The 24,423-nt window shown below is 40.4% G+C and carries 25 protein-coding genes, 1 tRNA gene and 2 pseudogenes; 10 read left to right on the top strand and 18 right to left on the bottom strand.

The features are described 5' to 3' along the window. From LRA01S_RS08050 to rlmH, 5 genes are all read right to left on the bottom strand, one after another. On the bottom strand, nucleotides 1–167 hold a 167-nt coding region (locus LRA01S_RS08050), incomplete at its 3' end, for a CAT RNA binding domain-containing protein (RefSeq protein ID WP_303620938.1). A gap of 273 nt (nucleotides 168–440) precedes the next feature. Beyond that, entirely contained in the window at nucleotides 441–1,922 is a 1,482-nt protein-coding gene (gene guaB / locus LRA01S_RS08055; protein WP_061775120.1) for an IMP dehydrogenase, read from the bottom strand. Nucleotides 1,923–2,141: 219 nt separating this feature from the next. Continuing rightward, nucleotides 2,142–2,819 (bottom strand): YoaK family protein, encoded by a 678-nt coding sequence (locus LRA01S_RS08060; protein ID WP_061775121.1) that lies wholly within the window; start codon nucleotides 2,817–2,819, stop codon nucleotides 2,142–2,144. A 64-nt stretch (nucleotides 2,820–2,883) separates the two neighbouring features. Continuing rightward, the gene (locus LRA01S_RS08065) at nucleotides 2,884–3,546 is read right to left on the bottom strand and encodes a DNA alkylation repair protein (RefSeq protein ID WP_061775122.1); all 663 of its coding nucleotides are present in this window, start codon (nucleotides 3,544–3,546) and stop codon (nucleotides 2,884–2,886) included. After that, nucleotides 3,543–4,019 carry a 23S rRNA (pseudouridine(1915)-N(3))-methyltransferase RlmH gene (gene rlmH / locus LRA01S_RS08070; protein ID WP_061775123.1) on the bottom strand — a complete coding sequence of 159 codons (477 nt, stop codon included), beginning with the start codon at nucleotides 4,017–4,019 and terminating at the stop codon, nucleotides 3,543–3,545. Before rlmH ends, LRA01S_RS08065 begins: the two co-directional genes overlap by 4 nt. Before the next feature lie 296 nt (nucleotides 4,020–4,315). Between rlmH and LRA01S_RS08075 the strand changes: the two genes are divergently transcribed. Then, a complete protein-coding gene (locus tag LRA01S_RS08075) occupies nucleotides 4,316–5,563 on the top strand; it encodes a S1C family serine protease (protein ID WP_061775124.1) in 1,248 nt (415 codons plus the stop codon). Between the two features lie 40 nt (nucleotides 5,564–5,603). Here the strand turns inward: LRA01S_RS08075 and LRA01S_RS08080 are convergent, their stop codons facing one another. Both LRA01S_RS08080 and LRA01S_RS08085 read right to left on the bottom strand, forming a co-directional pair. Next, nucleotides 5,604–5,855 (bottom strand): hypothetical protein, encoded by a 252-nt coding sequence (locus LRA01S_RS08080; RefSeq protein ID WP_061775125.1) that lies wholly within the window; start codon nucleotides 5,853–5,855, stop codon nucleotides 5,604–5,606. A gap of 155 nt (nucleotides 5,856–6,010) precedes the next feature. Next, nucleotides 6,011–6,082, bottom strand: a tRNA-Glu gene (locus tag LRA01S_RS08085). Nucleotides 6,083–6,262: 180 nt separating this feature from the next. Between LRA01S_RS08085 and LRA01S_RS08090 the strand changes: the two genes are divergently transcribed. The 3 genes from LRA01S_RS08090 (at nucleotide 6,263) to LRA01S_RS08100 (ending at nucleotide 8,977) form a co-directional block, all read left to right on the top strand. Beyond that, on the top strand, nucleotides 6,263–7,261 hold the full coding sequence (locus LRA01S_RS08090) for an LTA glycolipid anchor biosynthesis glycosyltransferase, IagA/BgsA family (protein WP_061775126.1): 999 nt from the start codon (nucleotides 6,263–6,265) through the stop codon (nucleotides 7,259–7,261). A gap of 99 nt (nucleotides 7,262–7,360) precedes the next feature. Further along, nucleotides 7,361–8,692: a glycosyltransferase family 4 protein gene (locus LRA01S_RS08095; RefSeq protein ID WP_061775127.1), complete on the top strand. Its 1,332-nt coding sequence runs from the start codon at nucleotides 7,361–7,363 to the stop codon at nucleotides 8,690–8,692. 60 nt (nucleotides 8,693–8,752) lie between these two features. After that, nucleotides 8,753–8,977, top strand: coding sequence for a DUF1797 family protein (locus tag LRA01S_RS08100; protein WP_061775128.1), 225 nt, complete (start codon nucleotides 8,753–8,755; stop codon nucleotides 8,975–8,977). Between the two features lie 60 nt (nucleotides 8,978–9,037). Here LRA01S_RS08100 and LRA01S_RS08105 read toward each other — a convergent pair whose 3' ends face one another. Then, on the bottom strand, nucleotides 9,038–9,328 hold the full coding sequence (locus tag LRA01S_RS08105; RefSeq protein WP_061775129.1) for a GIY-YIG nuclease family protein: 291 nt from the start codon (nucleotides 9,326–9,328) through the stop codon (nucleotides 9,038–9,040). Further along, entirely contained in the window at nucleotides 9,321–10,067 is a 747-nt protein-coding gene (locus LRA01S_RS08110) for a tRNA1(Val) (adenine(37)-N6)-methyltransferase (RefSeq protein ID WP_061775130.1), read from the bottom strand. The genes LRA01S_RS08105 and LRA01S_RS08110 overlap by 8 nt, the downstream gene beginning before the upstream one ends. A gap of 263 nt (nucleotides 10,068–10,330) precedes the next feature. On the opposite strand from LRA01S_RS08110, the gene LRA01S_RS08115 reads away from it, so the two are divergent. Together LRA01S_RS08115 and LRA01S_RS08120 are read left to right on the top strand one after the other, a co-directional pair. Beyond that, nucleotides 10,331–10,831 carry an NUDIX domain-containing protein gene (locus tag LRA01S_RS08115; RefSeq protein WP_061775131.1) on the top strand — a complete coding sequence of 167 codons (501 nt, stop codon included), beginning with the start codon at nucleotides 10,331–10,333 and terminating at the stop codon, nucleotides 10,829–10,831. A 7-nt stretch (nucleotides 10,832–10,838) separates the two neighbouring features. Further along, the gene (locus LRA01S_RS08120) at nucleotides 10,839–11,675 is read left to right on the top strand and encodes an NAD(P)H-hydrate dehydratase (protein WP_061775143.1); all 837 of its coding nucleotides are present in this window, start codon (nucleotides 10,839–10,841) and stop codon (nucleotides 11,673–11,675) included. A gap of 11 nt (nucleotides 11,676–11,686) precedes the next feature. On the opposite strand, the gene LRA01S_RS08125 is transcribed toward LRA01S_RS08120, so the two are convergent. After that, on the bottom strand, nucleotides 11,687–12,175 hold the full coding sequence (locus LRA01S_RS08125) for a GNAT family N-acetyltransferase (protein WP_061775132.1): 489 nt from the start codon (nucleotides 12,173–12,175) through the stop codon (nucleotides 11,687–11,689). Between the two features lie 170 nt (nucleotides 12,176–12,345). On the opposite strand from LRA01S_RS08125, the gene LRA01S_RS08130 reads away from it, so the two are divergent. Continuing rightward, complete coding sequence (locus LRA01S_RS08130) at nucleotides 12,346–13,155, top strand: putative ABC transporter permease (protein ID WP_061775133.1); 810 nt, start codon at nucleotides 12,346–12,348, stop codon at nucleotides 13,153–13,155. 181 nt (nucleotides 13,156–13,336) lie between these two features. After that, a complete protein-coding gene (locus tag LRA01S_RS08135; protein ID WP_061775134.1) occupies nucleotides 13,337–14,308 on the top strand; it encodes a Gfo/Idh/MocA family protein in 972 nt (323 codons plus the stop codon). Between the two features lie 52 nt (nucleotides 14,309–14,360). Here the strand turns inward: LRA01S_RS08135 and LRA01S_RS08140 are convergent, their stop codons facing one another. From LRA01S_RS08140 to galE, 5 genes and pseudogenes are all read right to left on the bottom strand, one after another. After that, nucleotides 14,361–15,170, bottom strand: coding sequence for a Cof-type HAD-IIB family hydrolase (locus tag LRA01S_RS08140; protein ID WP_061775135.1), 810 nt, complete (start codon nucleotides 15,168–15,170; stop codon nucleotides 14,361–14,363). A gap of 80 nt (nucleotides 15,171–15,250) precedes the next feature. Next, a complete protein-coding gene (locus LRA01S_RS08145) occupies nucleotides 15,251–15,994 on the bottom strand; it encodes a MerR family transcriptional regulator (RefSeq protein WP_061775136.1) in 744 nt (247 codons plus the stop codon). A 157-nt stretch (nucleotides 15,995–16,151) separates the two neighbouring features. Further along, nucleotides 16,152–17,249, bottom strand: coding sequence for an anti sigma factor C-terminal domain-containing protein (locus LRA01S_RS08150; protein ID WP_061775137.1), 1,098 nt, complete (start codon nucleotides 17,247–17,249; stop codon nucleotides 16,152–16,154). Next, nucleotides 17,236–17,739 (bottom strand): RNA polymerase sigma factor, encoded by a 504-nt coding sequence (locus LRA01S_RS08155; protein ID WP_061775138.1) that lies wholly within the window; start codon nucleotides 17,737–17,739, stop codon nucleotides 17,236–17,238. Before LRA01S_RS08155 ends, LRA01S_RS08150 begins: the two co-directional genes overlap by 14 nt. Nucleotides 17,740–18,002: 263 nt before the next feature. Beyond that, nucleotides 18,003–18,994, bottom strand: a pseudogene (gene galE, locus LRA01S_RS08160) (UDP-glucose 4-epimerase GalE). Between the two features lie 169 nt (nucleotides 18,995–19,163). On the opposite strand from galE, the gene LRA01S_RS08165 reads away from it, so the two are divergent. Beyond that, nucleotides 19,164–20,012, top strand: coding sequence for a transporter substrate-binding domain-containing protein (locus tag LRA01S_RS08165; RefSeq protein ID WP_061775139.1), 849 nt, complete (start codon nucleotides 19,164–19,166; stop codon nucleotides 20,010–20,012). Further along, a complete protein-coding gene (locus LRA01S_RS08170; RefSeq protein ID WP_061775140.1) occupies nucleotides 19,999–21,474 on the top strand; it encodes an amidase family protein in 1,476 nt (491 codons plus the stop codon). Before LRA01S_RS08165 ends, LRA01S_RS08170 begins: the two co-directional genes overlap by 14 nt. A gap of 128 nt (nucleotides 21,475–21,602) precedes the next feature. Here the strand turns inward: LRA01S_RS08170 and LRA01S_RS08175 are convergent, their stop codons facing one another. The 3 genes and pseudogenes from LRA01S_RS08175 to LRA01S_RS10815 all read right to left on the bottom strand — a co-directional run. Next, a complete protein-coding gene (locus LRA01S_RS08175) occupies nucleotides 21,603–21,920 on the bottom strand; it encodes a bacteriocin immunity family protein (protein WP_061775141.1) in 318 nt (105 codons plus the stop codon). Between the two features lie 133 nt (nucleotides 21,921–22,053). Further along, on the bottom strand, nucleotides 22,054–23,013 hold the full coding sequence (menA, locus tag LRA01S_RS08180; protein ID WP_061775142.1) for a 1,4-dihydroxy-2-naphthoate polyprenyltransferase: 960 nt from the start codon (nucleotides 23,011–23,013) through the stop codon (nucleotides 22,054–22,056). Nucleotides 23,014–23,908: 895 nt separating this feature from the next. After that, nucleotides 23,909–24,125, bottom strand: a pseudogene (locus tag LRA01S_RS10815) (PadR family transcriptional regulator); the annotation flags it as partial. Nucleotides 24,126–24,423 lie beyond the last annotated feature (298 nt).

Raw genomic sequence — 24,423 nt, forward strand, 5'->3', positions numbered from 1 at the left:
TTGGTACTTTCATCACCTTTTAACGTATAAAATTTCTCAATTTTATCCACTGCAATTTGATCGCCGATCTTTTTACCAAATGCCAGCCCACGTCCCATAGCCACTACTTCTGCCTGATCTTTTTCAGTAATGACGACGTTGTTATTCAAAATTTTACTGATTTGCATAGCTCAACTCCATCTTTTTAAACAGATAAAAAATAGACCAAAAACGACAGGATTCCCTATCTATTTTTGGTCTAGCTTAACTTAATAATTACTACCCTTATTCTGCTTAAGTCTATCTTATCACTTTTCTGTAAGCGATGTCAACAAATAATGACAAAAAGATTGTCTTTTTTTTTGCATTATTTGAATTTTTTTAGAATAAGCAAATAAAAATCTCCTAATCCACAAAAGGACTAGAAGATTTATAATGCTATACGCACCTGTATTTTATGCTTAATGTACAGAATAGTTGGGTGCTTCTTTAGTAATTTGCACATCATGAGGGTGGCTTTCTTTCAAACCAGCACCTGACATTTCGATAAACTGTGCATTTTCATGCAAAGCATCAATATCAGCAGCACCAGTATAACCCATGCCGGCTTTCAAGCCACCAATCATTTGGAAAACGATATCTGTCGCTGAGCCTTTGTAAGCAACACGCCCTTCAATACCTTCTGGCACAAGTTTGTTCGCTTCATTGACACCACCTTGGAAGTAGCGATCTGATGAGCCTTTTTTCATGGCTGACAAGCTACCCATACCACGGTATGTTTTGTATTTACGGCCTTGGTAGATTTCAAATTCGCCTGGTGACTCGTCTGTTCCAGCCAACATTGAGCCAAGCATCACAGCATCGCCACCAGCAGCAAGTGCTTTTACGATATCTCCTGAATACTTAATCCCACCATCAGCGATGATTGTTTTACCATATTCACGCGCAACAGCTGCTGCATCATAAATGGCTGTAATTTGTGGCACACCAACACCTGCAACGACACGTGTCGTACAGATTGAACCAGGACCAATCCCAACCTTAACCACATCAACGCCTGCTTCATAAAGGGCACGTGCACCTTCAGCAGTGGCAATGTTACCCGCAATCAATGTACGGTCTGGGAAATGATCACGAATTTCAGCGATTTTGCGTAAAACGCCTGCCGAATGACCATGCGCAGTGTCAATAACAATAGCATCAGCTCCCGCTTCAAACAAGGCTTCAGCACGTTCAAAGGTGTCAGAGCTGACACCAACAGCACCGGCCACAATCAAGCGACCTTGCGCATCTTTCGCAGCGTTTGGAAACTCAATCACACGTTCGATATCTTTAATCGTAATCAAGCCTGATAGACGACCTTCACCATCCACGAGTGGCAATTTTTCAATTTTATGTTTTTGAAGGAGTGATTCTGCTTCTTTCAAGGTCGTACCGACTTGAGCAGTTACCAAATCTTCTGAAGTCATGACATTTTGGATTTCTTGGTCATAATCTTCAACAAAACGCAGATCACGGTTGGTCAAAATCCCAACCAATTTGCGATTTTCAAGCGTTTCAACGATTGGCACACCAGAAATACGGTACATTGACATCAAGTCTTCTGCTTCTTGAATCGTATGCGTCGGTGTCAAGAAAAACGGATCAGTGATAACACCAGACTCTGAGCGTTTGACTTTACGCACTTCATCGGCTTGTTCAGCAACACTCATATTTTTGTGAACCACGCCCATCCCACCTTGACGTGCCATCGAGATGGCCATCGCACTATCAGTGACTGTATCCATGGCCGCGGAAATAACGGGAATATTCAAAATCAAGTTGGGTGCAAGCTGTATTTTCATGTTTACCTCGTTTGGTAGTACATGACTTTCAGCAGGAATGAGCAATACGTCATCGAATGTGTAGCCTTTTTTCAGAAATTTAGTGTCCCAATTTGACATTGAAATAGTTCCTTCTTTCTTAATTTTAAGTAAGCAAATACTTGCTTTGCGTTTAGATATTGTTACTATTTTATCACGCTATCTGACTTTGTCAATACATTTGTTTTAACTCTTATTTTTAACGATTATAAATGTTCGATATCCAAAATATGCCTTATTTCTCTATTATAAATTAAATGACAATTTATTAGATTATCTCCCTTAATAAATGAATTCTCCTTAATCAAAACCGTTTGCCTTCTCAAGATACAGCACCAGATTGAAACCAAAGATAATAGGCAAAAGAGCATAGAGGGCATTCTCATCAAATTTATGAGCTAAAACGGTCGAGATAAACACACCCAGACAGAAGCCTGCGATGATAAAAAAAGTATAGCCGCCGCGTTTCAAAATTTCAGGTTTTCGCTCGACCAGACCTTGCACAATGAAAACGGACATATTTTTCAGATTACCCGTCATCATCGTATTAGTATAAGGTACACCACGCATCCGTTTGAAAGACTCTAGCTGAACAGCAGCAATGAAAGAAAGCGACAGTACCGTCCATTTTGAAGCGACAAACTGTGCCATCGCGGCAGTGATTAAAACGCCTATAAAAATAATCAAGCCAGCTAAGGCATGCCACCGTAAATGTTTATTTTGCACAGCAAATTTCCGCGCGAAATAGGTAAAAACTGTCCCTAACATAAAGGCTGAAATCGGTAGTAAATAATTCGATGCTCCCGTCAAATTACCTTCAGCTAGACTTTTCATTAGATAGATAAAATTCCCAGTCTGCAAACCAGCAAAGCGCTTGCCTTGGGTTACAAAGGTATAGGCATCCAAAAAACCACTGATAAAAGTAATCAGCACTGCCACGCGCACGCGCTCAAAAATCCGATAATTTTTCTTTGTCAACTGTCCTCACTCCGTTCTCATTTATTTTGCCAAGATTTTACACCAGCGCATCGCTTAAAGTTGCTTAAACAGATGACCGTTTTAATACTTTCAATCCTTCTCTAATGGATAAATTGTTAAGCTCAGCCTCATAATCAGTAATAAACGTTCGTACCCAGTCTGGTGCGACTTTAGAATACTCACGCAAACTCCACCCAATGGCTTTGTTAATGAAGAATTCGTTTGATCCAAAATTGTTTCTGATTATTTGTGCCAATAAGTCCGTATCCGTTGTTAACTTAAAGCCCAACTGATGGTCAATCGCTAGCCTACGAATCCAAAAGTTATCATCTTGTGACCAAGCTAACATGGTTGCCTTGGCCTGTGGAAAACGTTGCACAATACTGCCCACATGCTCATCCAGAAAATCAATCGAATCCCACCAAGATTTTTGGATGGCTAACGCATAAAGTCTCTCAAGATCGGCTAAGGTCAGCCATTTCTGAACTTTTTTTAGATAATCGCCAGCCAGATATTGGAATTCACGATAGTCTAGGGCCCATAACTTATCCACAAGCACCCAGTCAACACACCCCTCTTTGGCTTTTTCACACAAAAAATCTCGGGACAGCGCCCGGCGTTCCGGTGTTTTAATCCCCAGAAATTCAAAGTGGTTTTTCATGTATCGCTTCATACCTGACGCATTTTCCGGATTTTGATGGGCTAAAAATGTCTCAATGATTGTCATTTATGATAAGGACTCCCTTCGCGAATCATAAACGCGCGATAGATCTGTTCGGTTAGAACGAGTCGCATCAATTGGTGAGGTAGGGTGATCCGACCAAAGCTAATCAAGGCATTAGCCTTTTTTTTAACTCGTGGATCCAAGCCTAAACTACCACCAATGATAAAAACAAGGGTCGAAGCCTGTTGCATGGCTTGTTCAAGACTTGTGGATAACTCTTCTGATGAGATGAGCTTACCTTCAATCACCATCGAATAAACAAAATCACGATCTGAGATTTTCGCCAAAATCCGATCTCCTTCTTTGGCTAAAATCTGCGCGTTTTCCTTTTCAGATGCTCGATCAGGTGTTTTTTCATCTGCTAGCTCAACGATTTCTACCTGACCAAAACGCGACAGGCGCTTGACGTATTCCGCAATTCCTGCCGTGAGATACTTTTCCTTCAATTTTCCGACACTAATGATCTTTATTCTCATGCTTTAATTATACCAAAAAATCAAAATCATTTTTATCCACAGCAGAAAAGAAATGTAAAGCTGTGAAAACTTGATTTATCCACATTTTCACAAAAGTTTCCACATTTTTGTGGAAAACTCATGGATTTTTACACACTTGTTCACAAAATGAGTGTTTTATCCACAATATTGTGTATAACTTTCTGGTCATGGCGATAATTTACTACTAAATATTTAACAAATGCTTAGTTTTAAGGTATAATTAAGTGGTATAAGGTAAACTTAAGCTATCAACAACAATGTAAAGGAAGTGACATATGAAAAATAGTAAAAAAACTGCTGTAAAATTAATCGCTGCTGGGATTATCGGTGGTGCTGTTTCATTAGGTGGTAATATCGCCTACGACCATTTTACGGGTGATACGCCTATCAAGACGAATCAAACCAGCACGACCAAAGTGTCTGATGTTTCTTATAAAGTATCAAGTAGTACAACTAAGGCGATTGCCAAAGTATCTGATGCCGTTGTCTCTGTCATTAATTATCAAAAAGCGTCGTCAAGCAACTCATTAGATGATCTTTTTGGTGATAGCTCATCTACTAATAAGGATAATGCTAAAGAACAACCCGCAGGTGAAGGCTCTGGTGTAATCTATAAAAAAGACGGTGATTACGCTTATATCGTTACCAACAACCACGTCGTTGATGGTGCAAGCTCACTAGAAATCATGCTATCAAATGGTAATAAGGTCAAAGGTACTTTAGTCGGGAAAGATGCTTATAGCGATTTAGCGGTCATTAAAATTCCATCTAAAGAAGTCACAAAAGTTGCTGAATTCGGCGATTCTTCCAAGCTTACTGTTGGAGAGCCCGCCATTGCTATCGGCTCTCCTCTAGGAAGTGAATATGCTAACTCAGCCACTGAAGGGATTATCTCTAGTCTATCACGCAAGGTTATCATGCAAAATGAAAGCAATGAAACCGTCAATGTTAATGCCATTCAAACCGATGCCGCGATTAATCCCGGCAACTCTGGTGGTGCTTTGATCAACGTCGAAGGTCAAGTCATCGGCATCAACTCAAGCAAGATCTCTGCAACAGGTTCATCTTCAAGAGATGTTTCTGTTGAAGGGATGGGCTTCGCCATTCCATCCAATGATGTCGTTGAAATTATCAGTAAACTCGAAAAAGACGGTGAAATCAAGCGCCCAGCACTCGGCGTGCAAATGGTTGATCTCACTGGCATTAACTCGCGCTATATCGACGAGCTCAAACTTCCTGACTCTGTCACAGTAGGTGTCGTGGTCGCCAAAGTTCAAAAAGGTCTACCAGCCGACACTGCGGGACTTAAAAAATATGATGTGATCACGAAAATTGGTGATACTAAAGTGACAACTAGTACTGAACTTCAAAGCGCGCTTTACAAATACAATGTCGGAGACGAGATGAAAGTCACTTACTACCGTGAGGGTAAAGAAAAAACAGCAACTGTTAAACTTGCTACATCCTCTGATAAGTTAGACTTTAAAGATGCTGAGTCTGCCAAGGCTGAACAAGATAAATAAAGCAAGTAAAAATCACGCCACCAAGCGTGATTTTTTGTCGTTAGATTTTCATTAAAAATCCTGTCAAGATGGCTTGACCACCCACAATTTCATTTAAAGTTAAATGCCGATTGTTAAGGGCCATGAACAGTTCACCCATGGAGCGTAGTAAAGTCATTTTTAGTGCAAAGGGTCTGAGTTCTGAGGAAATCTGTGTCCATTCTCGATCAATATTATGTGATTTTTGAAAACGCATATAGTGCGTTATCAAAATTGCCTTAATCTCTGTTGTCACATCCTTTGCGTTAATCACTTATGTCAATAAACGATCAAAATTTTCTATCATGAAATCATGCTTGTTTTTTTCTTTCTTTTCAAACATATCATTTCCCTTCTTCACAATGATTACACACCTATTTTGGAAAACGGTACAAAAAAACTTCCGTCCATTCTGACGAAAGTTTATGATAGTCCGTACGGGATTCGAACCCGTGATACCGCCGTGAAAAGGCGGTGTCTTAACCCCTTGACCAACGGACCGAGGTAAGTAATTTGTTTCTGATTTCCTCAGCAACATAAATAATTATATCGCAAAATTGAAAATGGGTCAACCCTTTTTTGAAAAAAATGACATTTTTTTCATCAATATTTGCTTTTTCTTGAATTTACGCCGTAAGACTGATGTTTCCTAGTGATTTTCTGATATAATAGACATAAGTTATGAAAATCTTACTCTATTTAGAAGCCGAAAAATTTTTACGTAAATCTGGCATTGGCCGTGCTATCTACCATCAAAAGCGAGCATTAGACATTGCTGGCATTGATTATACAACAAATCCCCACGAGGATTTTGACATTGCACATATCAACACTTACGGCATCAAAAGCATTATGCTGCTTTTTCGTGCGAAGCGAATGGGCAAGAAAGTAATCTACCACGGTCATTCAACAATGGAAGATTTCAGAAATTCTTTTATCGGCTCAAATTTATTAGCCCCTATTGTTAAAAAATATCTAACCTTCTTATACCGTCATGCGGATTTGGTCATCACGCCAACCGATTATTCGAAGCAACTCATCACCTCTTATGGCGTGAATGTCCCTGTTGTTGCCATTTCAAACGGCATTGACCTGAGTAAATATTGCCAGTCTCCTGAAAAAGAGCAGGCTTTTAAAAATCATTTTCAAGTATTGCCCGACCAAAAGATTGTTATGTGTGCGGCGCTTTACTTTAAGCGCAAAGGTATCGATGATTTCGTCAAGGTAGCTGAAATGATGCCTGATGTCCGCTTTATCTGGTTTGGTGAGACCAACCTTTGGACTGTTCCTGGTTGGGTACGGCGCTTAGTCAAGAAGAATCACCCTACCAATGTAGAATTTCCAGGTTATATCAAGGGTGATATTTATGAAGGTGCTATGACTGCTAGCGACGTCTTCTTTTTCCCGTCACATGAGGAAACTGAAGGGATTGTCGTCTTAGAAGCCCTTGCGTCTGGCCAAAATGTTGTTGCGCGTGATATTCCGGTCTATGGTGGCTGGCTTGATAATACAGCAGCGACACTTGTATCAACGAATGAAGACTTTGTCTCTGCCCTTAGAGGGGTACTAGATGGCAAGATAGATAAAAAGGAAGCCGGTCACCGTGTCGCTGAAAGCCGGTCAATTGAGAGCATCTCAACCCAACTCGTTGCTGCTTACCAACAAGTTTTAGATAGTTAATGTGCCTTTGAAGCACGTCCTAACGACCAATACTTCTACAGTCTTGACTATCATGACTGTAGAAAGGATGAGTCGTTTGCAATCTCTAAAGGAGTATTTATGAGAATTGGTCTTTTTACTGACTCTTATTTACCACAGGTTTCGGGTGTCGCCACGTCAATCGAAACCTTATCCAATCAACTCACCCAGATGGACCATCAGGTCTTTATTTTTACAACGACAGATCCTCATGCTGATCCTGCCGATGACCAAGTCAATGTCATTCGTTTGAGTAGCATCCCCTTGATCTCACTGGCTGAGCGACGTATCGTGCTTAAAGGTGTTGTCGCAGCTTATCAAGTTGCCCAAACCTATCATCTCGATATTATTCATACCCAAACTGAGTTTGGGGTCGGCATGTTAGGAAAGCTTGTGGCGAGACAGCTCAAGATTCCTGTCATTCATACTTTGCATACGAAATATGAAGATTATGTCCATTATATCGCTAAGGGCAAAATTCTGCGTCCAGGTATGGTCAAATATATCATCAAAAGCTATTTATTCGGTGTGGATGGGATTATTGTTCCTAGCGCGATCGTCTTAGACATTGTCAATGGTTATGGCGTTAACCTTGAGAAACGAGTGATCCCGACTGGGATCGAACTAAATAAATTTGTACGTCCTGAAATTACAGCAGAAGATTGTGCTGACTTGCGCGCAAGTCTTGGTATTCTACCTGATGAAACGATGTTACTGTCATTATCCCGTATTGCTGAAGAAAAAAATATCCAATCTATCGTTAAGCATTTAGCGACCATTCGAGATCAAGTCAAGGTTAAACTTGTGATTGTCGGAAGCGGGCCTTATGCCGATAAACTCCAGAAACTAGTTAGCGACTTAGCCCTGGATGATATTGTAATTTTTACAGGGCTTGTTGATAATAGCCAGACGGCTTATTATTATAAAGCAGCGGATTTCTTCATCTCAGCTTCGACTAGCGAAACGCAAGGTCTGACCTATATTGAGGCGCTAGCCTCTGGTACACCAGTTTTAGCCACGGATAACGCTTATCTCCAAAGTTTGATCACTGAACCCGTATTTGGGCGTCTTTTTGCGAGTGATGATGACATTGCAGCGACCATCTTAGCTGCAATTACAGAAACACCTAGCTTTGATCAAGCACGCTACGATCAAAAACTTTACGAGATTTCTGCAGAAAACTTTGCCTTGCGTGTTTATGAGTTCTATTTGGATAAAATCATCTCAAATGATCAATATCTGGCCGAAAAAGGGGAGTCTATTCCGAGACGGACAGCTCGAATCGTTCGCCAAGCACCAGGTAAAACAGTTAAAACCGTTGCCAGGACACCAAAAAAAGTCGCCTATTTTGCGAAAAAAGCAATCAAACACGCCAAAATTCTCAATAAATATGGTAAAATAAAGTTAAAATAATAAAAGTTAAAACGATTCAATGAATCGTTTTAATATCTTACATAAAGGAATCCGTATAAAATGAAATCACATCTCTCTGCTATTCTTAACCGATTGGAAAAACTTGTCGAATCAGGCGATCCAAAAGATACTTTTAACTTTGAAAAAGACGAAGAAGTTCAAATCACCGTCAGCTTTGATGGGGAAAATCAAGTCTTCATCGTAAAATATCCAAAAATCAAAGAAACTTCTGATTTTGATAGCATCGACCTTGTTGCTATGGAAATCTTTGACTTGATTTACTAATAACGGCAAAACACCTCCAAGTCAATATAGACTTGGAGGTGTTTTTTGTTGGTCAAATTGTTAGAGATGTGTCACCTGTCCCTCTACAATGATAATACCTTTTTCACGGAGAAAAGATTCTTTTTTAGGGCGTGTTCTCAAGGTTTTCTTAAACCAATACTCCCGTTTCATGGCCTCTGATTTATCTGAAAAAGTTTCAGAATAAACCAACTCGACCGGACGTCTGGCTTTGGTATATTTAGCACCTTGTCCGGCATTGTGGGCTTTGATCCGTTTGTCTAAATCATTGGTATAACCTGCATAAAGCGACTGATCAGCACATAAGAGGACATAAAAATATTGGTTAGCCATAATAAATCTGATGTACCTCGTCTGTGTAGCTGCCGTCTAACTTGTGCAAAATCAAGGGTGGGAGGAATTTCTCGCCACCAGGTTTACCGTCTTTAATGGCATCAATCAGTAGAATATTAGCATCTCGATCTGCTTTTGGATAGACAAACTGGATCCGTTTCGGGACTAGATTATATTTAGTCATGGTTTGGATAATTTCAAAAAAGCGATCTGGTCGGTGCACCATGGCCAGATGGCCGTTTGTTTTGAGCAGTTGTTGACTGATACGACAGATGTCATCGAGATTGGTTGCGAGTTCATGCCGGGCTAACAGATAATGCTCACTCTCATTGATTCGTGAGTTTTCATCTATCTTAAAATAAGGCGGATTGCAGAAAATCAAGTCTGTGCTAGAAGGATTGAGATGGTCTAGTGTATTAGCCAAATCATCCTGGATCACGCGCACTTGCTGCTCTAGTTCGTTCAACTGCACACTTCTCGTGGCCATATCTGCCAAGCGTTCTTGGATTTCAATTGCAACGATGCTTGCGTTTGTACTGCTGCTTGCAAACAGGCCGACTGCACCATTTCCCGCGCACAAATCGACGATTTGCCCCCGCTTGGGGATATTAGGAAAACGGCTGAGGAGCACGGCATCGACTGAATAGGAAAAAACGTCGCGAGACTGGATGATTTTCACGTCATTCGTCGCCAGCTGATCGATTCTTTCCTTGGGTTTGAGTAAAGATTGTGAGGTCATCCTTTTATTATAACAAAATCGCCCTAAATTATGATAAGATTTATGTTATCAATAACATGATACTGAAAGCGGTGCGACATAGTCGCACATGGTTTTTCTGTGGCGAGTAACCGCAGCCACAAACTTCTGTAGAAAATTAGGAATTTGGGTGTACTCCTGCGATTACTCGTCGCTGATGAAACTTCTGCGCTTGCGCAGGCTCACAAATTATCTATTTTCCTAAGAAGTTAGCTTGAAGTTCAAAACCTTAAAGGATGTAAGACATGACGGAGAAAAATTATATTGCAGATATGAGGGCACTGGTGGGCCATCAAGGAATGATTTTCGTGACGGCTTTTGGTGTGCTTTGGAGCGCTGACCGGACGGAGATTTTATTAGAACGTCGGGCAGATTCGCCGGATACTGGTTGGGGCTTTCCTGGTGGTTTCTTGGATTACGGAGAATCGCCCATGCAGGCGGTCGTGCGTGAATTCAAGGAAGAAACAGGTCTTGATGTCGAAGTCGTTCGAGTTTTAGGACTTTCTACGCATATCACAGATAAAAATGCTTGGGGTGACGCGCAAGAAAATATCGCGATTGGCTTTGAAGTGCAATTAGTAGGTGGGCGCATTCAGGCCGATGGCGATGAGACCCTTGAAGTCAAATGGCTACCTGTCTCACCAGAGCCACAAATGTTTGTGCCACAGGCGCAACGAACCATGCATAAGATTTTAACCGAAAACGAAGGCAGCGACAAGGCCTGGTTCCGTGAAAATGGTGAATAGAGCGATGATGCACAAATTGACACAGGAGATTCTCGAACAAACGATCACCAAGCGCGCTAACGCCACGCATAAGGGCGATTATGGTCGGATTCTGATCATCGGTGGCACCGAACAGTACGGTGGCGCTGTCATCATGAACGCCCTGGCCGCCGTCAATAGCGGTTCCGGCCTCGTCACCGTCGCGACTCATCCTAGTAATTTCACAGCCCTCCACAGCCACTTGCCGGAAGCAATGGTCACAGACTACACGCAAGATTTGACTGCTTTCATAACGAAAGCTGATGTCGTCCTCATCGGATCTGGTCTGGGAGAACAGTTGGCGATTTTGACTGCGACCTTAAACAGCGTCAGATCTGATCAGATTTTGATTCTAGATGGTTCAGCCCTAACTTTATTAGCTGAACACCAGCTTGATCTGCCAGATGCGCGGATTGTTTTGACACCACACGAGATGGAATGGCAGCGTTTGAGCCAGATTGAGATTGCTGAACAAACGCCGGCAAAAAATTTGGCTGCACTTGCGACCTTCAAGCCAAGCCCCATTCTTGTCCTAAAAAAATACCAGACAGAAATTTACACAGCTGATCAAGTTTTCCAACTCACCATTGGCGGCCCGTATCAAGCAACTGGCGGTATGGGTGATACCCTTGCTGGTATAATCGCTGGGTTCTCTGGTCAATTTCGAACATCACTTGAGCAAGCAGTCTTAGCTGCCGTTTATGTCCATTCAGCGATTGCGGACGACTTAGCGCGGGAACGCTATGTCGTGCTACCAACACAAATCTCTGCGGAAATTCCGAAATTAATGCATGACTATGCCAATAAAAAGCTGACAAACCTTTGATACGAGGCTTGTCAGCTTTTTAAAATCAGCTCATAGCAGTCCCAGTCTGCACCATAGGCAAAGCATTGACCGACCTGTTTAAAGCCTAATTTTTTGTATAAGGCTAGAGCAGACAAATTATCCTGAGAGACAAGTAGGCGTAATCCCGCACTGTCTCTTTCACTCAACGCATCAATAATAGCTGAAATCAGCGTTTGGGCAAGCCCTCGTCCTTGAACGGATTGGCGCACAGCAACTCTCGAAAGACTACGCCAATTAGTTACTTGCTGATACCAAAACTCAAAAGCATCCAAATCTGTCTCTTCTACTGCTGATGCGACCGCTAAAATCTCACCAGTTTCATCTTCGATAAGGTAGAGCGAACTACTACTAATATCTGATTGGGCATTTTCAAGCGTAGGATAGTCTGCATGCCAAGGACAACCTGGTGTTCCTACCAAAGATTGATAGAGTGCAACGACTGAGATGGCATCTGCTGATTGAGCGCGTCGTATTTTCATTTTGTTTCACCACTTCCTTTGCCCTTCAGATGAACCTGAAAGTATTTTTTGATTTATCCTTAGTTTACCATAAACTTTTTCTAGCACACAATTTCCTAAACAATGTGCTAAGATGAAGATAAAGCAACTCATAATTCAGTAAAATCAGATTAAAAAGTAAAGGAGCTATCATGTTATCTGAACACATCGTGCTAACTTTTCTGACCTATTTTCCAGCCTATGCCGTTCTTGGCTGGTGTCTCGAAGTCATTTATGCCTCCGTCAATACCGGTAAATTTGTCAATCGTGGTTTTCTTAACGGCGCTGTTTGTCCTATTTATGGTTTTGGAGCGGTGCTCTTTATCCTCTTTTTAAACCCGATTGCAGATAATCTCCCCCTCCTTTTCTTGGCCTCCGTCATCATCGCAAGTCTGCTAGAGTTAGTCGGTGGCTATGTTTTAGAAAAATTGTTCCATATGAGATGGTGGGATTATTCCCAAGAGCCTTTTAATATCGGTGGCTTTATTTGCCTGAAGTTTTCTTTGATGTGGGGCCTTGCGGGTGTCTTTCTAATTAAAATCATACAGCCGATTATCGCTAAGATTTTAGAACACTTGCCGACCCTGCCGGTTACCATTGTTATCAGCATTTTTTATCTCATTTTGCTTACAGATGTCATCATCACAGTGATTGCTATCGCTCACCTTAACCGCGATTTACAGCAGGTGCATGAACTCTCACGCATGATCCGCCGTGGCAGTGACACCTTGGCCGAAAATCTCGGCAATTTTGCTGTGGACGCATCTGAGAAATTCGATAACCATAAAGATGAGCTGACTGAAACTCTGACGACAGAGATTGAGAGCTTAATGGCGCACCAAAAAAGGATACGGGCGCGGATACTCAAGGCCTTTCCAAATGCGAAACACCAAACTGAAAAGAAAGCTTTGGAAAGTTTGCGCAAACGTTATGAAACTTACAAAACCTTCAAAAAGAAATGACTTTTATCTACTCAAAGTCTTTCTTTTTTATTTGTCGTGGTATAATGAAGCATGAAAACACTTACAAAGTCAAAAGAATTTGAGCTGATGTAAGATCGCAAACGACACTGCTTGGACGGAGCGTAAGCGGAGATCAAGTTTCAAGATTTCACTTTGTGAAATCGCAGAAAGGTAAATAACTATGAAAACAATTCATTGGGCCATGATTGGTACGGGTGATGTCGCAGAAAAGAAAAGTGGACCTGGCTTTTACAAGGCCAAAAATTCTGTTTTGTACGGCGTCACCAATCGAACGCTCGCTAAAGCAGAGGATTACGCCAAACGTCACCATGTCGAGAAGGTCTTCGCCTCAGTCGATGACTTGCTCGCAGATCCTAAGGTGGACGCTGTCTATATCGCCACGCCTCCTGGCTCACACAAGGACTACGCCCTTCGCTGTGCTGAAGCTGGTAAAGTCTGCTATATCGAAAAGCCAATCGCGCTGACCTATAACGAAGCCTTAGAAATTTCAGAAGCCTTTAAAAAAGCAAATGTTAAAGCCTTTGTCGCCTATTATCGCCGAACTTTACCACGCTTTACCGAAGTCAAAGCGCTATTAGACGCTGGTACTATCGGTGATGTGCGGTTTGTCAATGTTGCCTATTACCGGCCGGCTACTAAAGATGAAATCAACGGGACACATTGGCATGTGCAACCTGAGATTTCTGGTGGTGGCATTTTTATGGATATGGCTGTGCATACGCTTGATATTCTGGACTTTTTCTTTGGTGCCATTGAAAAAGTGGCAGCCTTTAGCGTGAATCAAGCGGGTTATTATGCGCCAGAAGATAACGTTGCCTTGTCCTTTGCTTTTGACAATCATATCACAGGGACAGGGAATTGGTGCTTTACGACTGATACTGTTGCAGATAATATCCAAATCGTGGGGTCAAAAGGTGAAATTAACTTTGGTTGCTTTACCAACGACCCCATCCAGCTTAAAACAGCAGAACAGGAAACGGCAATTCCAGCAGGTACAATTGAACATGTGCATCAAAATTTAATCCAGACGATTGTGGATGAATTAAATGGCCAAGGAAGCTGTCCCTCTACCATCGAATCTGCCTTGCGTACCGCTTGGGTTTGTGATCAGGTTTATCAGCAACAGGATTAAGAGTATAAAATAAGCATTTAAAAATCTCATCTTTTCTGGATGAGATTTTTTGCTAATCATTCGCCTCAAGGATTTTCTCGATTTGTGTCAGGACACTATCCTCATCATTATTCCCGATGACATGGTCTGCTATGGCTTTAATGCTTGGGATAGCATTACTCATGGCATAACCATGACCGACAAATTGTAGCATTTCAAGATCATTGCCACCATCACCAAAGGCCGCCATTTCTTCTGGTTGAATGTCCCACAAATTGCCAAGATCTGCTAGAGCACTCGCTTTAATCACACCTGGGACTAGAATATCAATGTCCCCCTCGCCAGTAGAGACTGGAAATAGCACGCCTTGTAAGGCTTCCGTTAACTGCTCTATTTTTTCATCGACAAGATGTTCAGGAAAGTTGAAAGCCATTTTGACAATGGTATCTTGATCAAACATGGCTGATAAATCTGGCACTCTTGCCAACCGATGATAGTATTGGTGGGTATAGTTGTAAAATGTCTCGGGCGCTGTCTCCAAAATATAAGCTGATTTTATCCCACAGATGATGCCTTCTCCTTGATGATCGGCTGCCAAAATAGACAAAGCTCTCTCAAAAGCCTGACGTGGCATATCTGCAGCAAATAATGCTTCTTCTTTGCTAATGACATGGGCACCATTTTCAGCTGCAAAAGTGAGTTCATTTGAAATGTCTGGAAAAAAGGACTTGAGTTGAAAAGATTGATTGCCACTGGCAACGACAAATTTGATGTCGCGTTTTTTCAGCTCAGCATACAAGTCAGCAAAACGCTCGCGATTATAGTCTTTTTGACTGTTTAAAAAGGTCCCATCCATATCTGTAGCGATTAATTTGATTGACATTTTGTCTTTCTCCCTCTATTTGAATGCGTTTTCTTTACTCAAAGTATAGCGTATCTAGGGGGAATTTGCAAAGACTAGCGCTAAGTCTTTTGGGCATAATATGTCATAGCTGCCGCTAAAAATTCTGGGAATCCATCACCATACTGTCTCAAGTTTTCAGTAAAACGCTCATCTTGCACATACAATTGCCCTAGGCCTGCAAAGGCTTCTAAGGTGTAGTGATAACCCAAGGTGTCGTTGAAAGTATGATACATGTTGGCAATGGCTGCTTGTGCAATGGTAGCCACAGGATTTTCGTCCTTTAGATTTTCTAAGTCGTGAAATAACTGATTCATTTGATCAGATATTTTTTGCTTGCCATCATTAGAGAGGCTGTCGATTTTTTCCTTGGTTTGCGCGACAGCCTTTGTTCCAAAGCGTTTTATCGCTTCTTTTTCGTAGGGATTTTCTTTTGTAAAGTCAAAACCTTTAAATTTTTCTGCTTGTGTCATGGTTAGACTTCCTTTCATGTCTTGCATTGAGCGCTCTAGTGTGTCTAAAAGCGTTGTGATGCGGTCTTTTTCGTGCAATAAATAGTTTCGTTGTAACTCAAATGCCTGATTTTTATCAAAATTTGAGCTTTCAAGTAGGTGCTGGATTTCGGTCAAGGGAAAGCCACAAGCCTTGAAAAAACAAATTTGCTGGAGTTTATCCAAATCATCGTCTGAGTAATCGCGGTAGTCATTCCACACATTCCGAGTTGGTACCAGAAGACCAATCTTATCGTAATGGTGTAAGGTGCGGACACTGATGCCAGCTAGTTTGGCTACTTCTTTGATGTTCATGTGTTCCTCCTGACTATAGCTCTATTATAAACTATGACCTTACGTTAGGGTCAAGGGAATAAAAAAACTATTTTTAAAAGGATGCTTTTCAAAAATAGTTTTCCTGTTTCATGTAGTAAAGTGGGACATTTTCTATTAATTAAAGGGACTATTGCTATTATTTGGTTGGTTTGATATAAGGGACTATCTCCGCACTCGCACCAGCTGAGGCAGCTTGTATCCAAGATTTACCTTCTAATTGTTTAAAGTTTTCACTTCTGCCTGTTAAAACAATCCCATTGAGCAACATATCTTTTTTATTTTTCAGGTGATTATTTTTCAAAATACCGTCTAAAATTTTCTGTTCATCCTTCTCCATTTTGAGTGAATAATCCGTTTTCAGCATTTCAAAAGCTGTATTAAGACCATTGTCACCTTTCCAGTAGTCGCCTAATTGAAGATCTCCATATTTAAAATCACTACTATTTGAGTAGCCAAAGGTCACTGTCGGGGCAAATATATCCTCATCTGCATCATTCAAATGGATATGTTCTTTTTTCTTACTCGCTTGCTCGCCTTCGCTCACCCAATACCATGCTTGTGTCAAATTATCAGGTAACATCTTTTGGACTTCTTCATAAGTATAGGGTTTGTCAAAAGAAATACCGACTTCAACCACACGATTTTCTGCTTTGACAATATTTTCTAAATCATTCGGGTAAGTGATTTTTTCATACAAATCTTCTGGAAATCTCGTCCATGATGACCCGTTCTTTCCTTTTTTCTTTGTATAATTTTTTTCTTTAATGGCTTTATCCTGAGTATCAGCCGTAATATATTTGTAAGTGATATTCGGATTGAAAAAGTTCATTCTTCGACCTTCAGGATAGGATTTGCCACCTATACTATAGATGTCTACCTTTCCTAACTTAGTGAAAATATTATAGGTGCCTGAAATGTTTCCCCACTCTACTGGATAACCATCAACATCTTTTTCTACTTCTGCTATATTTTTACCGTTAAATAACCCAATATCTGATTGAGGCAAGTTACGTGTCTGCACATTTGGTGTCATGAATCGTGTTTTCACCTCAAGATATTTAGCATTTTCATAACCATGACGATCGTTCATCCAAAAAATACCGAACAATATCCCCAAAACAAAGATAATTGACAAAACAACAGAAATCACGACCATTAAAATACTTTTTTTTCGATTTTTCTGCTTACTTTTTTTCACCACTTCTTCAAATTTATCAGCATCAAATTTCGTCATTTTCTTTTACCTCCAAATAGATTTTCTTAAACGCTTTTCTGGCACGGTATAGTGTCGTATTGACCGTGTCTAATTTCATATCCAAGAGGAAACCAATCTCCTCATGACTCAATGTCTCATCATAACGCAAGAGTAACAGCTCCGTATAATTCGGTTTGAGTAAATGCAAGGTTCGACTCACGTAAGCATCTTCCAGATTCTCCATCTTAAATGCTGTAACATGTTCATCAAAGGTCGCAAAGTGCACTTCCAGAATCTCAGCATAGCGTTGTTTTCGCCGATATAAATCTCGAAACTGATTAATCGCCACCTTATAAAGCCAAGCTCTCATCGTGTCCGGTGGTAGCACATGACTCGTTTCGATAATTTTAACCAGAGCATCTTGCGCAATATCTTCCGCATCTTCATAACTGGCGCCATTTTTACGCAAATAGTAGGAAACTTTGCGCGCTAGTTCTACTAACATCTGCTCAAATCCATCTAATTTCAAATTTTGCTACCTCCTTTCTGCGATTTCATTTCATGAAATTTTGAAACTTGACCTACGCTAGCACTCCGTCCAAGAGGTTTGTTCGCGGTTTTTCATCAGCTTCATAAATATAACGAATGACTTCACCGAATCTATACACTTTTTAAAAATATTTTATTCCCATCTTATATGGTAACAGAACTCATCATAAATTTATCATAAAAAAATATCCCACAAACTGTGAGACGCTCAATTATAAATATAAAAAATCTTATCATCAGTTTTTAACTTCTAACATCATAACCATTAGGAAATTGACGCTGCCATTGCCAAGCATCACTTATAATTTCCTCAATATTGCTAGACTTCGGTTGCCAACCCAAAATTTTATGAATTTTTTCACTAGAAGCAATTAAAACTGGCGCATCTCCAACAGCACTTGGGATGATGTCAACTGGTATTTTTTCTCCTGTTACTTTTCTAGCAGCTTCAAGGACTTCTAAATTTGAATAACCTTTAGACGATCCTAGATTAAAGGTTTCACTTTGACCACCATTTTGGAGATACTTGAGGGCTAAGAGATGAGCCTCTACTAAATCTGAGACGTGAATATAGTCACGAATACAGGTGCCGTCTGGCGTATTGTAGTCATCACCATAAAGAGTTAAGTGATCAATCTTGCCCTGTGCGACTTGTAAAATGGTGGGAATCAATCTAGGTCGTACTTCGCCTAGTGCGCCGTCTTTTTTGGCACCCGCAACATTAAAATAGCGCAAGGCGACAAAGGTCATGTCTGATGATTGGGCCACATCCTGCATCATTGTTTCCATCATGACTTTACTATGGCCATACGGATTGAGAGGTTGTGTTACCGTTGCTTCATCTATGATTGCTTGATCTGTATTGCCATAGACAGTTGCTGACGACGAGAAAACGATAGGTTTCACCTTAAATTCTTGCATGACTTCAAGGACAATTTGTGTGCCATAGACATTGTTACTGAAGTACTTTAAGGGTTGTTCAACAGATTCTCGGCCAAGCGTTAATGCTGCAAAATGCATGACAGCATCAATCTTTTCAGTCTCAAAAATATGACGTAACAAAGCCTTATCACTGATGTCTCCGTCATAAAAGTGAGCTTTTTCATGAACCCCTCGCCGATGCCTGTGCAAAGGTTATCTAGCACTACTACCTCTTCCTGATTTTGAATCAAAGTATCCACCATGTTTGAGCCGATATAACCAGCTCCTCCTAATACTAAAACTGCCATCGTCATCCCACCCTTGGTATTATTTAGTAATGCTTGTCTAATTAAAAGTATAGCATATTTAATTTTTAAGCGTGCCTGACAAAATTTATAAACACCTCAGGCCAGAGAAGTTTAAATTTTTGCTAAAATTAAATAATATAGAAAGGAAGGGTTTTCAAAAACCCGTGATATATCAATGAATAAAAAAATACTTTTAGGAATAGCCTTATTTTCTCTCACTTCTTTCGGAGTGCTTGCCGCCTGCGGTAAAAAGGAAAGTCTTAAGCCTACGCAAAAAGAAATTATCATCGCAACAAATGCGAACTCTAAGCCAAATACTTACATGGCTGACGACAAATTAACAGGCTTTGACATTGAGTTAGCACGCGCTGTTTTTAAACAACTTCCTGAGTACAAGGTAAAATTTCAAGTGATTGATTTTAACTCTGTTTTATCTGGCGTTGATAATGGCCGTTTCCAAATGGCTGCTAATGCTTTATCTTGGGCACCTGAACGCGCAGAAAAATACAATTACTCATTACCACTTTCTAAATCAGCGACATCCGTCGCGGTTAAACCTGACCTAAAAGTCAAAACCTTGTCTGACTTAGCAGGTAAAACGACTGAAGTCTTGCCTGGTGTTCAAGTCGCAACCATGCTCGAAACTTGGAACAAGGCACATCCTGACCAGGCCATGAACCTCAAATATATGGATACTAGCTATCCTTTGACATCCTATGTTGCGGATGTGGATTCTGGCAAGAGTGATTTTGTCATTTATGATCAGATTTCACTGACCCAAATCATTAAACAAAATGACTACAAACTCAAGGTAGAGCCGATTACTTTAGGCGAAACAGATAAGCACACTGGCTTTAGCTACTTTATTTTTGGTAAAGATAGTAAAGGTAAAGCTTTACAGAAAAAAGTTGATACTACTTTAATTAAACTCAAGAAAGATGGCACCATGACCAAGCTTTCTGAAAAATATCTAGGTGGCGACTTCACACCCAAAGAGGATGAAATGAAAGATGGTCAAGATTAAAGATGCGACCTATTGGGCCCAACAAATTCACAAAGGTGACACCACTTCAGCCGAGTTATTAACACTCGCCGAAAAAAAGATCGAAGCCGTCAACCCGACTTATAATGCAGTGGTCGCTTATGATCTGAAACACGCGCAAGCCGATCTCCCCAAAACGAAAAAAGGGTACTTTGCAGGCCTTCCTTTCCCACTCAAAATGTTGGGACAAGATCATACAGGCCTCCCTTCAACTGCTAGCTCTAAACTCTTTAAAGACAACATAGCTGACTCAGATGACAACTATATCAAGGCCTTGCTAGCAGCTGGTCTAACGCCCTTTGGTCAGACAAATGCACCTGAGTTTGGCTTCAAAAACATCTCAGATGCCGCACTCTATGGCGATACACGCAACGTATGGAACAGCGCCTACTACTCTGGCGGATCTTCTGGTGGCGCAGCCTCTGCTGTGGCCGCAGGCATTTTCCCCATGGCTGGCGCCTCAGATGGCGGTGGTTCTATCCGTATCCCCGCATCATTTTCTGGACTCATCGGCTTAAAAATGACGCGTGGCCGCATGCCTCAAGGCCCAAGCAACTACCGTGGCTGGCAAGGTGCCTCTACTTCGGGCGCTTTGACTGTTTCTGTTCGTGATACAGCGAGTTTTCTAGCAGAAATGCAAACCTTCCAGGAAGCTGATCCTTATCAAGCACCCATGTTAGATAAAACAACCTTGCACCATTTGACTGAGATTGATCGGCCATTAACCATCGCCTTCTCAACAGCTACACCGATCTCAGGCATTGACATTTCGGAGACAGCGAAAGCCGCGCTCCACAAAACCGTCGACTTCCTAAAATCACAAGGCCATCAGGTCACAGAAATCGCCTTCCCACTAGACGCCCGCGCCCTGATTCGAACCTACTATCAGATGAACGCAGCCGAAACCCTTGCCATACTCCAACCTTGGGAGGCAGCACAAGGCCGAAAAATCAGCCTTGATGACGTCGAACCCTTAACCTATGCCCTCCTAGAGGCTGGCAGAAAGGCAGATGCCGCTTCTTATGTTCAAGCCCTAAACGCATGGGATGCTGCTTGCGCGACTTTTGACGACAAGATTTTTAAACACTATGATTTTTTCTTAACCCCTACCACAGCAAAGACAGCACCTAAAATTGGGGAAGCCTTCATCAGCTCTGAGCTATTAGAAAAGATGGCTGACATTAGCCGATATGACTTTCCAGAACAGACTGACATCATCGAACAAGCTTTTGAAACCTTCCTAACTTTTTCTCCCTATACTTTCATCAGCAATCTAACCGGACAGCCTGCGCTCTCACTTCCTGTCTACCTAGAGACTGAAACCAATCTACCGCAAGGCGTTCAACTTTGGGGCAGAAAAAACTCCGAAATTTTGATGCTCCAACTCGCGCTACAGTTTGAAAATCAGGATCAGTTTATCTTGCCTGAGTTTTATCGTGCTTAGCACAAAAAAATGACTGCCAATCGATCAATTAGCGGTCATTTTTTTTGTTGTAAAATTGCTAGCCTAAAAATATATAACTCAAGCTAACTCCTGCGATAAGTTCTCATCATTTCTCTATTACTTAATATCTAGTCTAAATAACTACGATTAAGCATCATAGAGCCTCGATTCATCCCAATAGGGACTAGTTTATCCATGATTGGATTTAATTTTTTATAAAAAATAGACGCATCAGCTGTTAAATGATGCATTATCGCTTCTTGTTGCAAGCTTGAAATCACTTGGTTAAGGACAGCTACAGCATATCTTCCCTTTTCCAAATCCTGTTTAGCCATAAGTCCAATCTTTCTTTCCCGTTCTGTTAAATGAGGATCAAGACAGTAATCATATAACATATTTAAAAATTCTAGTTCTATGACATTCATTTTTTTTCGAGATGTAAACATGGTTATCCTCTATTCCATATATCTTGTGGATTCTCACCACAAGATACAATTTTCCTACTTATTAAGTCATTAAACCAAAGCAAGTTAAAGATGTCAACTATTTTTAGCAAGAACTGACTTGGGCGCACGGATACTAGAAGTTCACACCAGTAACGAGCAGACTAAGGGCCAATCCCAGCGCATATAGCGTATTAAAAGTCACTAAATTTTTAATCGCATATTGAAAGCATTTGGGATGCGGCAATGTCTGTTCAAATGCTCGCGTATTTTTCAAAACAATCGGAAATGAAGCCAAGGTCACTAAAATCGGCCAATGATAAATACCTGCTAATAAGCCAATGATAATGGTCCCGTAACCAAGTAAAGCAAGAAATTTAAAGAGGATTACCCCCGTTGGACGTCCGATATAGTAGATTAAGGTATAGCGGTGATTTTCGATATCCATCGTTAAATCTCTTAGATTGTTAGCTAGCATGATATTAGAAATTGAGCTGATCAAGGGCAATGACGCTAAAATGATCGCTGCAAGCGCGTAAATATTGCCCTCAAGCTGAAATAGCCCGCTACTAAAATTAAGCTGTAGGTAGATCGATGGATAATGCGTGACATTGGTCAAAATCGTTAAGATAAAAATCCCCAGTCCCATTGACAGCCCGCTAAATATCTCACCTAAAGGCATCCTTGAGAGTGGAATAGGCCCCCAGGTATAGAAAACGCCAACCAAACAACAAATCCCACCTATCAGCATAAATACCCAACCATTTTGACTGGTTAAATAGATGCCAATGCCCATCGTCATCAAGAGCATAATAAAAATGAGATGACACACAAGCTTGAGCGGAATGCCTGATTGCCCAATGATATTTTCTGTCATCTGATAGGTTTTGGATTTAGCTTTTTTATAGTCCATATAATTGTTAATCATCGTTGTTACCATATCAAAAATCGTCATCCCGATGAAAAAGATAAAGGTATTTAACCACTGCACCTCACCAAAATAAGTCATAGCAAATAAAACACCCATGATAAAAGGAAATAAACTGGCTAACTTGGTTCTAATTTCGACTAATTCTAAAAATGTTCGGTAGGTCATAAGCATCTCACTTCTATTGTATTGTGTCTGACGTGCCATTCGTGTCAAAAGACAGACAGACGCAACACTTATCTAAAGTCATTCTAAACATGACTGGTGTAAATTTTTCAAAAAAACACCTCGCAAAATGCGAGATGTCCAAATTGTAAATATCGGTAAATATTAACGTTTTGAGAATTGTGAAGCTTTACGGGCTTTTTTAAGACCAGCTTTCAAAAACACTCACTTATATAAATTTCAAAGAGCTTGAAAATCATGGTTCTCCTGAATTTTCAATTTTAGTAATTTCAATTGATTTCAATTAGTTTCAACTGAATGGTGTGAATTTTACCTTAAAAATACGTGAATTGAGCTAACTAATACTAAAAGTTCACACCATTGCTTAGTTGAATAAAGAATAAAGTCTATCAGCAAGAAAAAAACTGATGGACTTTATTTTGTATTTAAAAAGTGTATTACAGGCTTCCTTAAGATCTGCTTTTAAAAAAAGTTTGTAGGACCATTCTGATATTATAGCGAATATCTTTTATTTCTTTCTTCATAGTTCTCCTTTTTCTGTTGCATAAGTCTATTGTCTTTCTATAAACCAATTACATTATGGAAAATAAAATGAGACAACAGGATATACTCTATTGACCTAACAAAGATAGAAATTCAAAAAACAAGTGTTCGCTACGCTCTCACTGCCCCTCGACGTTTTAGTAGCCTTTCCCTCACTTCGTTCAGTCCAAGCCAACTAAAAATGTTCGGGCTACTCTCTCCTTTACCCTAAAAAAATAAATCAAAACGCAGTCTTTTAATCCCTTCTAGTTAATCAAACAAAAAACTAGAACGAAAAACAAAGGCCTCATCGTCGCAAAGAGGGTAAAAATCTCTTAAAGGGATTTTTGCCCTCTTTGCGACGATGAGGTCTACTTGGAATTTCTTCTATCAAATTAAGCTTAAGTAAATTTTCAATCGCTCCATACATAGTTCCTGCTGCTACCTTAACTGATCCATCCCTTAACTTATCAATTTCTTGAATAATAGCATATCCATGAACGGGTGTAGTTAAAACTAAAATAATATAAAAAAGTTCTTTCCGTTAAAGGTAAATATGGATTTCTAATCATACAAAGAAAGTCAAGTATTAGAAAAAAGTTCACTAGCATAATAGTCTAAGATTCTATTAAAAATTCAAAAGATCAAGTGTTCACTTCGCTCTCACTGCCCTCGACGTTTTAGTAGCCTTTCGTGTAAGAATGATGAAAAAGCTGCAATTAAATGGGCTCAAAAATGAAGCACAGAAACTGAAAGTAAATTGGCGTTTCTTAACTAAAAACAGATGGAATATTAAAAAACTTGGTATAGTTTCCGTGCACCTAAATTCCCACTTCTTACAGAAAGTTTAGACGAAGAATTTAGAAAAAA

The sequence above is a fragment of the Pseudolactococcus raffinolactis NBRC 100932 genome (genome assembly GCF_001591765.1).
Lineage (GTDB): Bacteria > Bacillota > Bacilli > Lactobacillales > Streptococcaceae > Pseudolactococcus > Pseudolactococcus raffinolactis.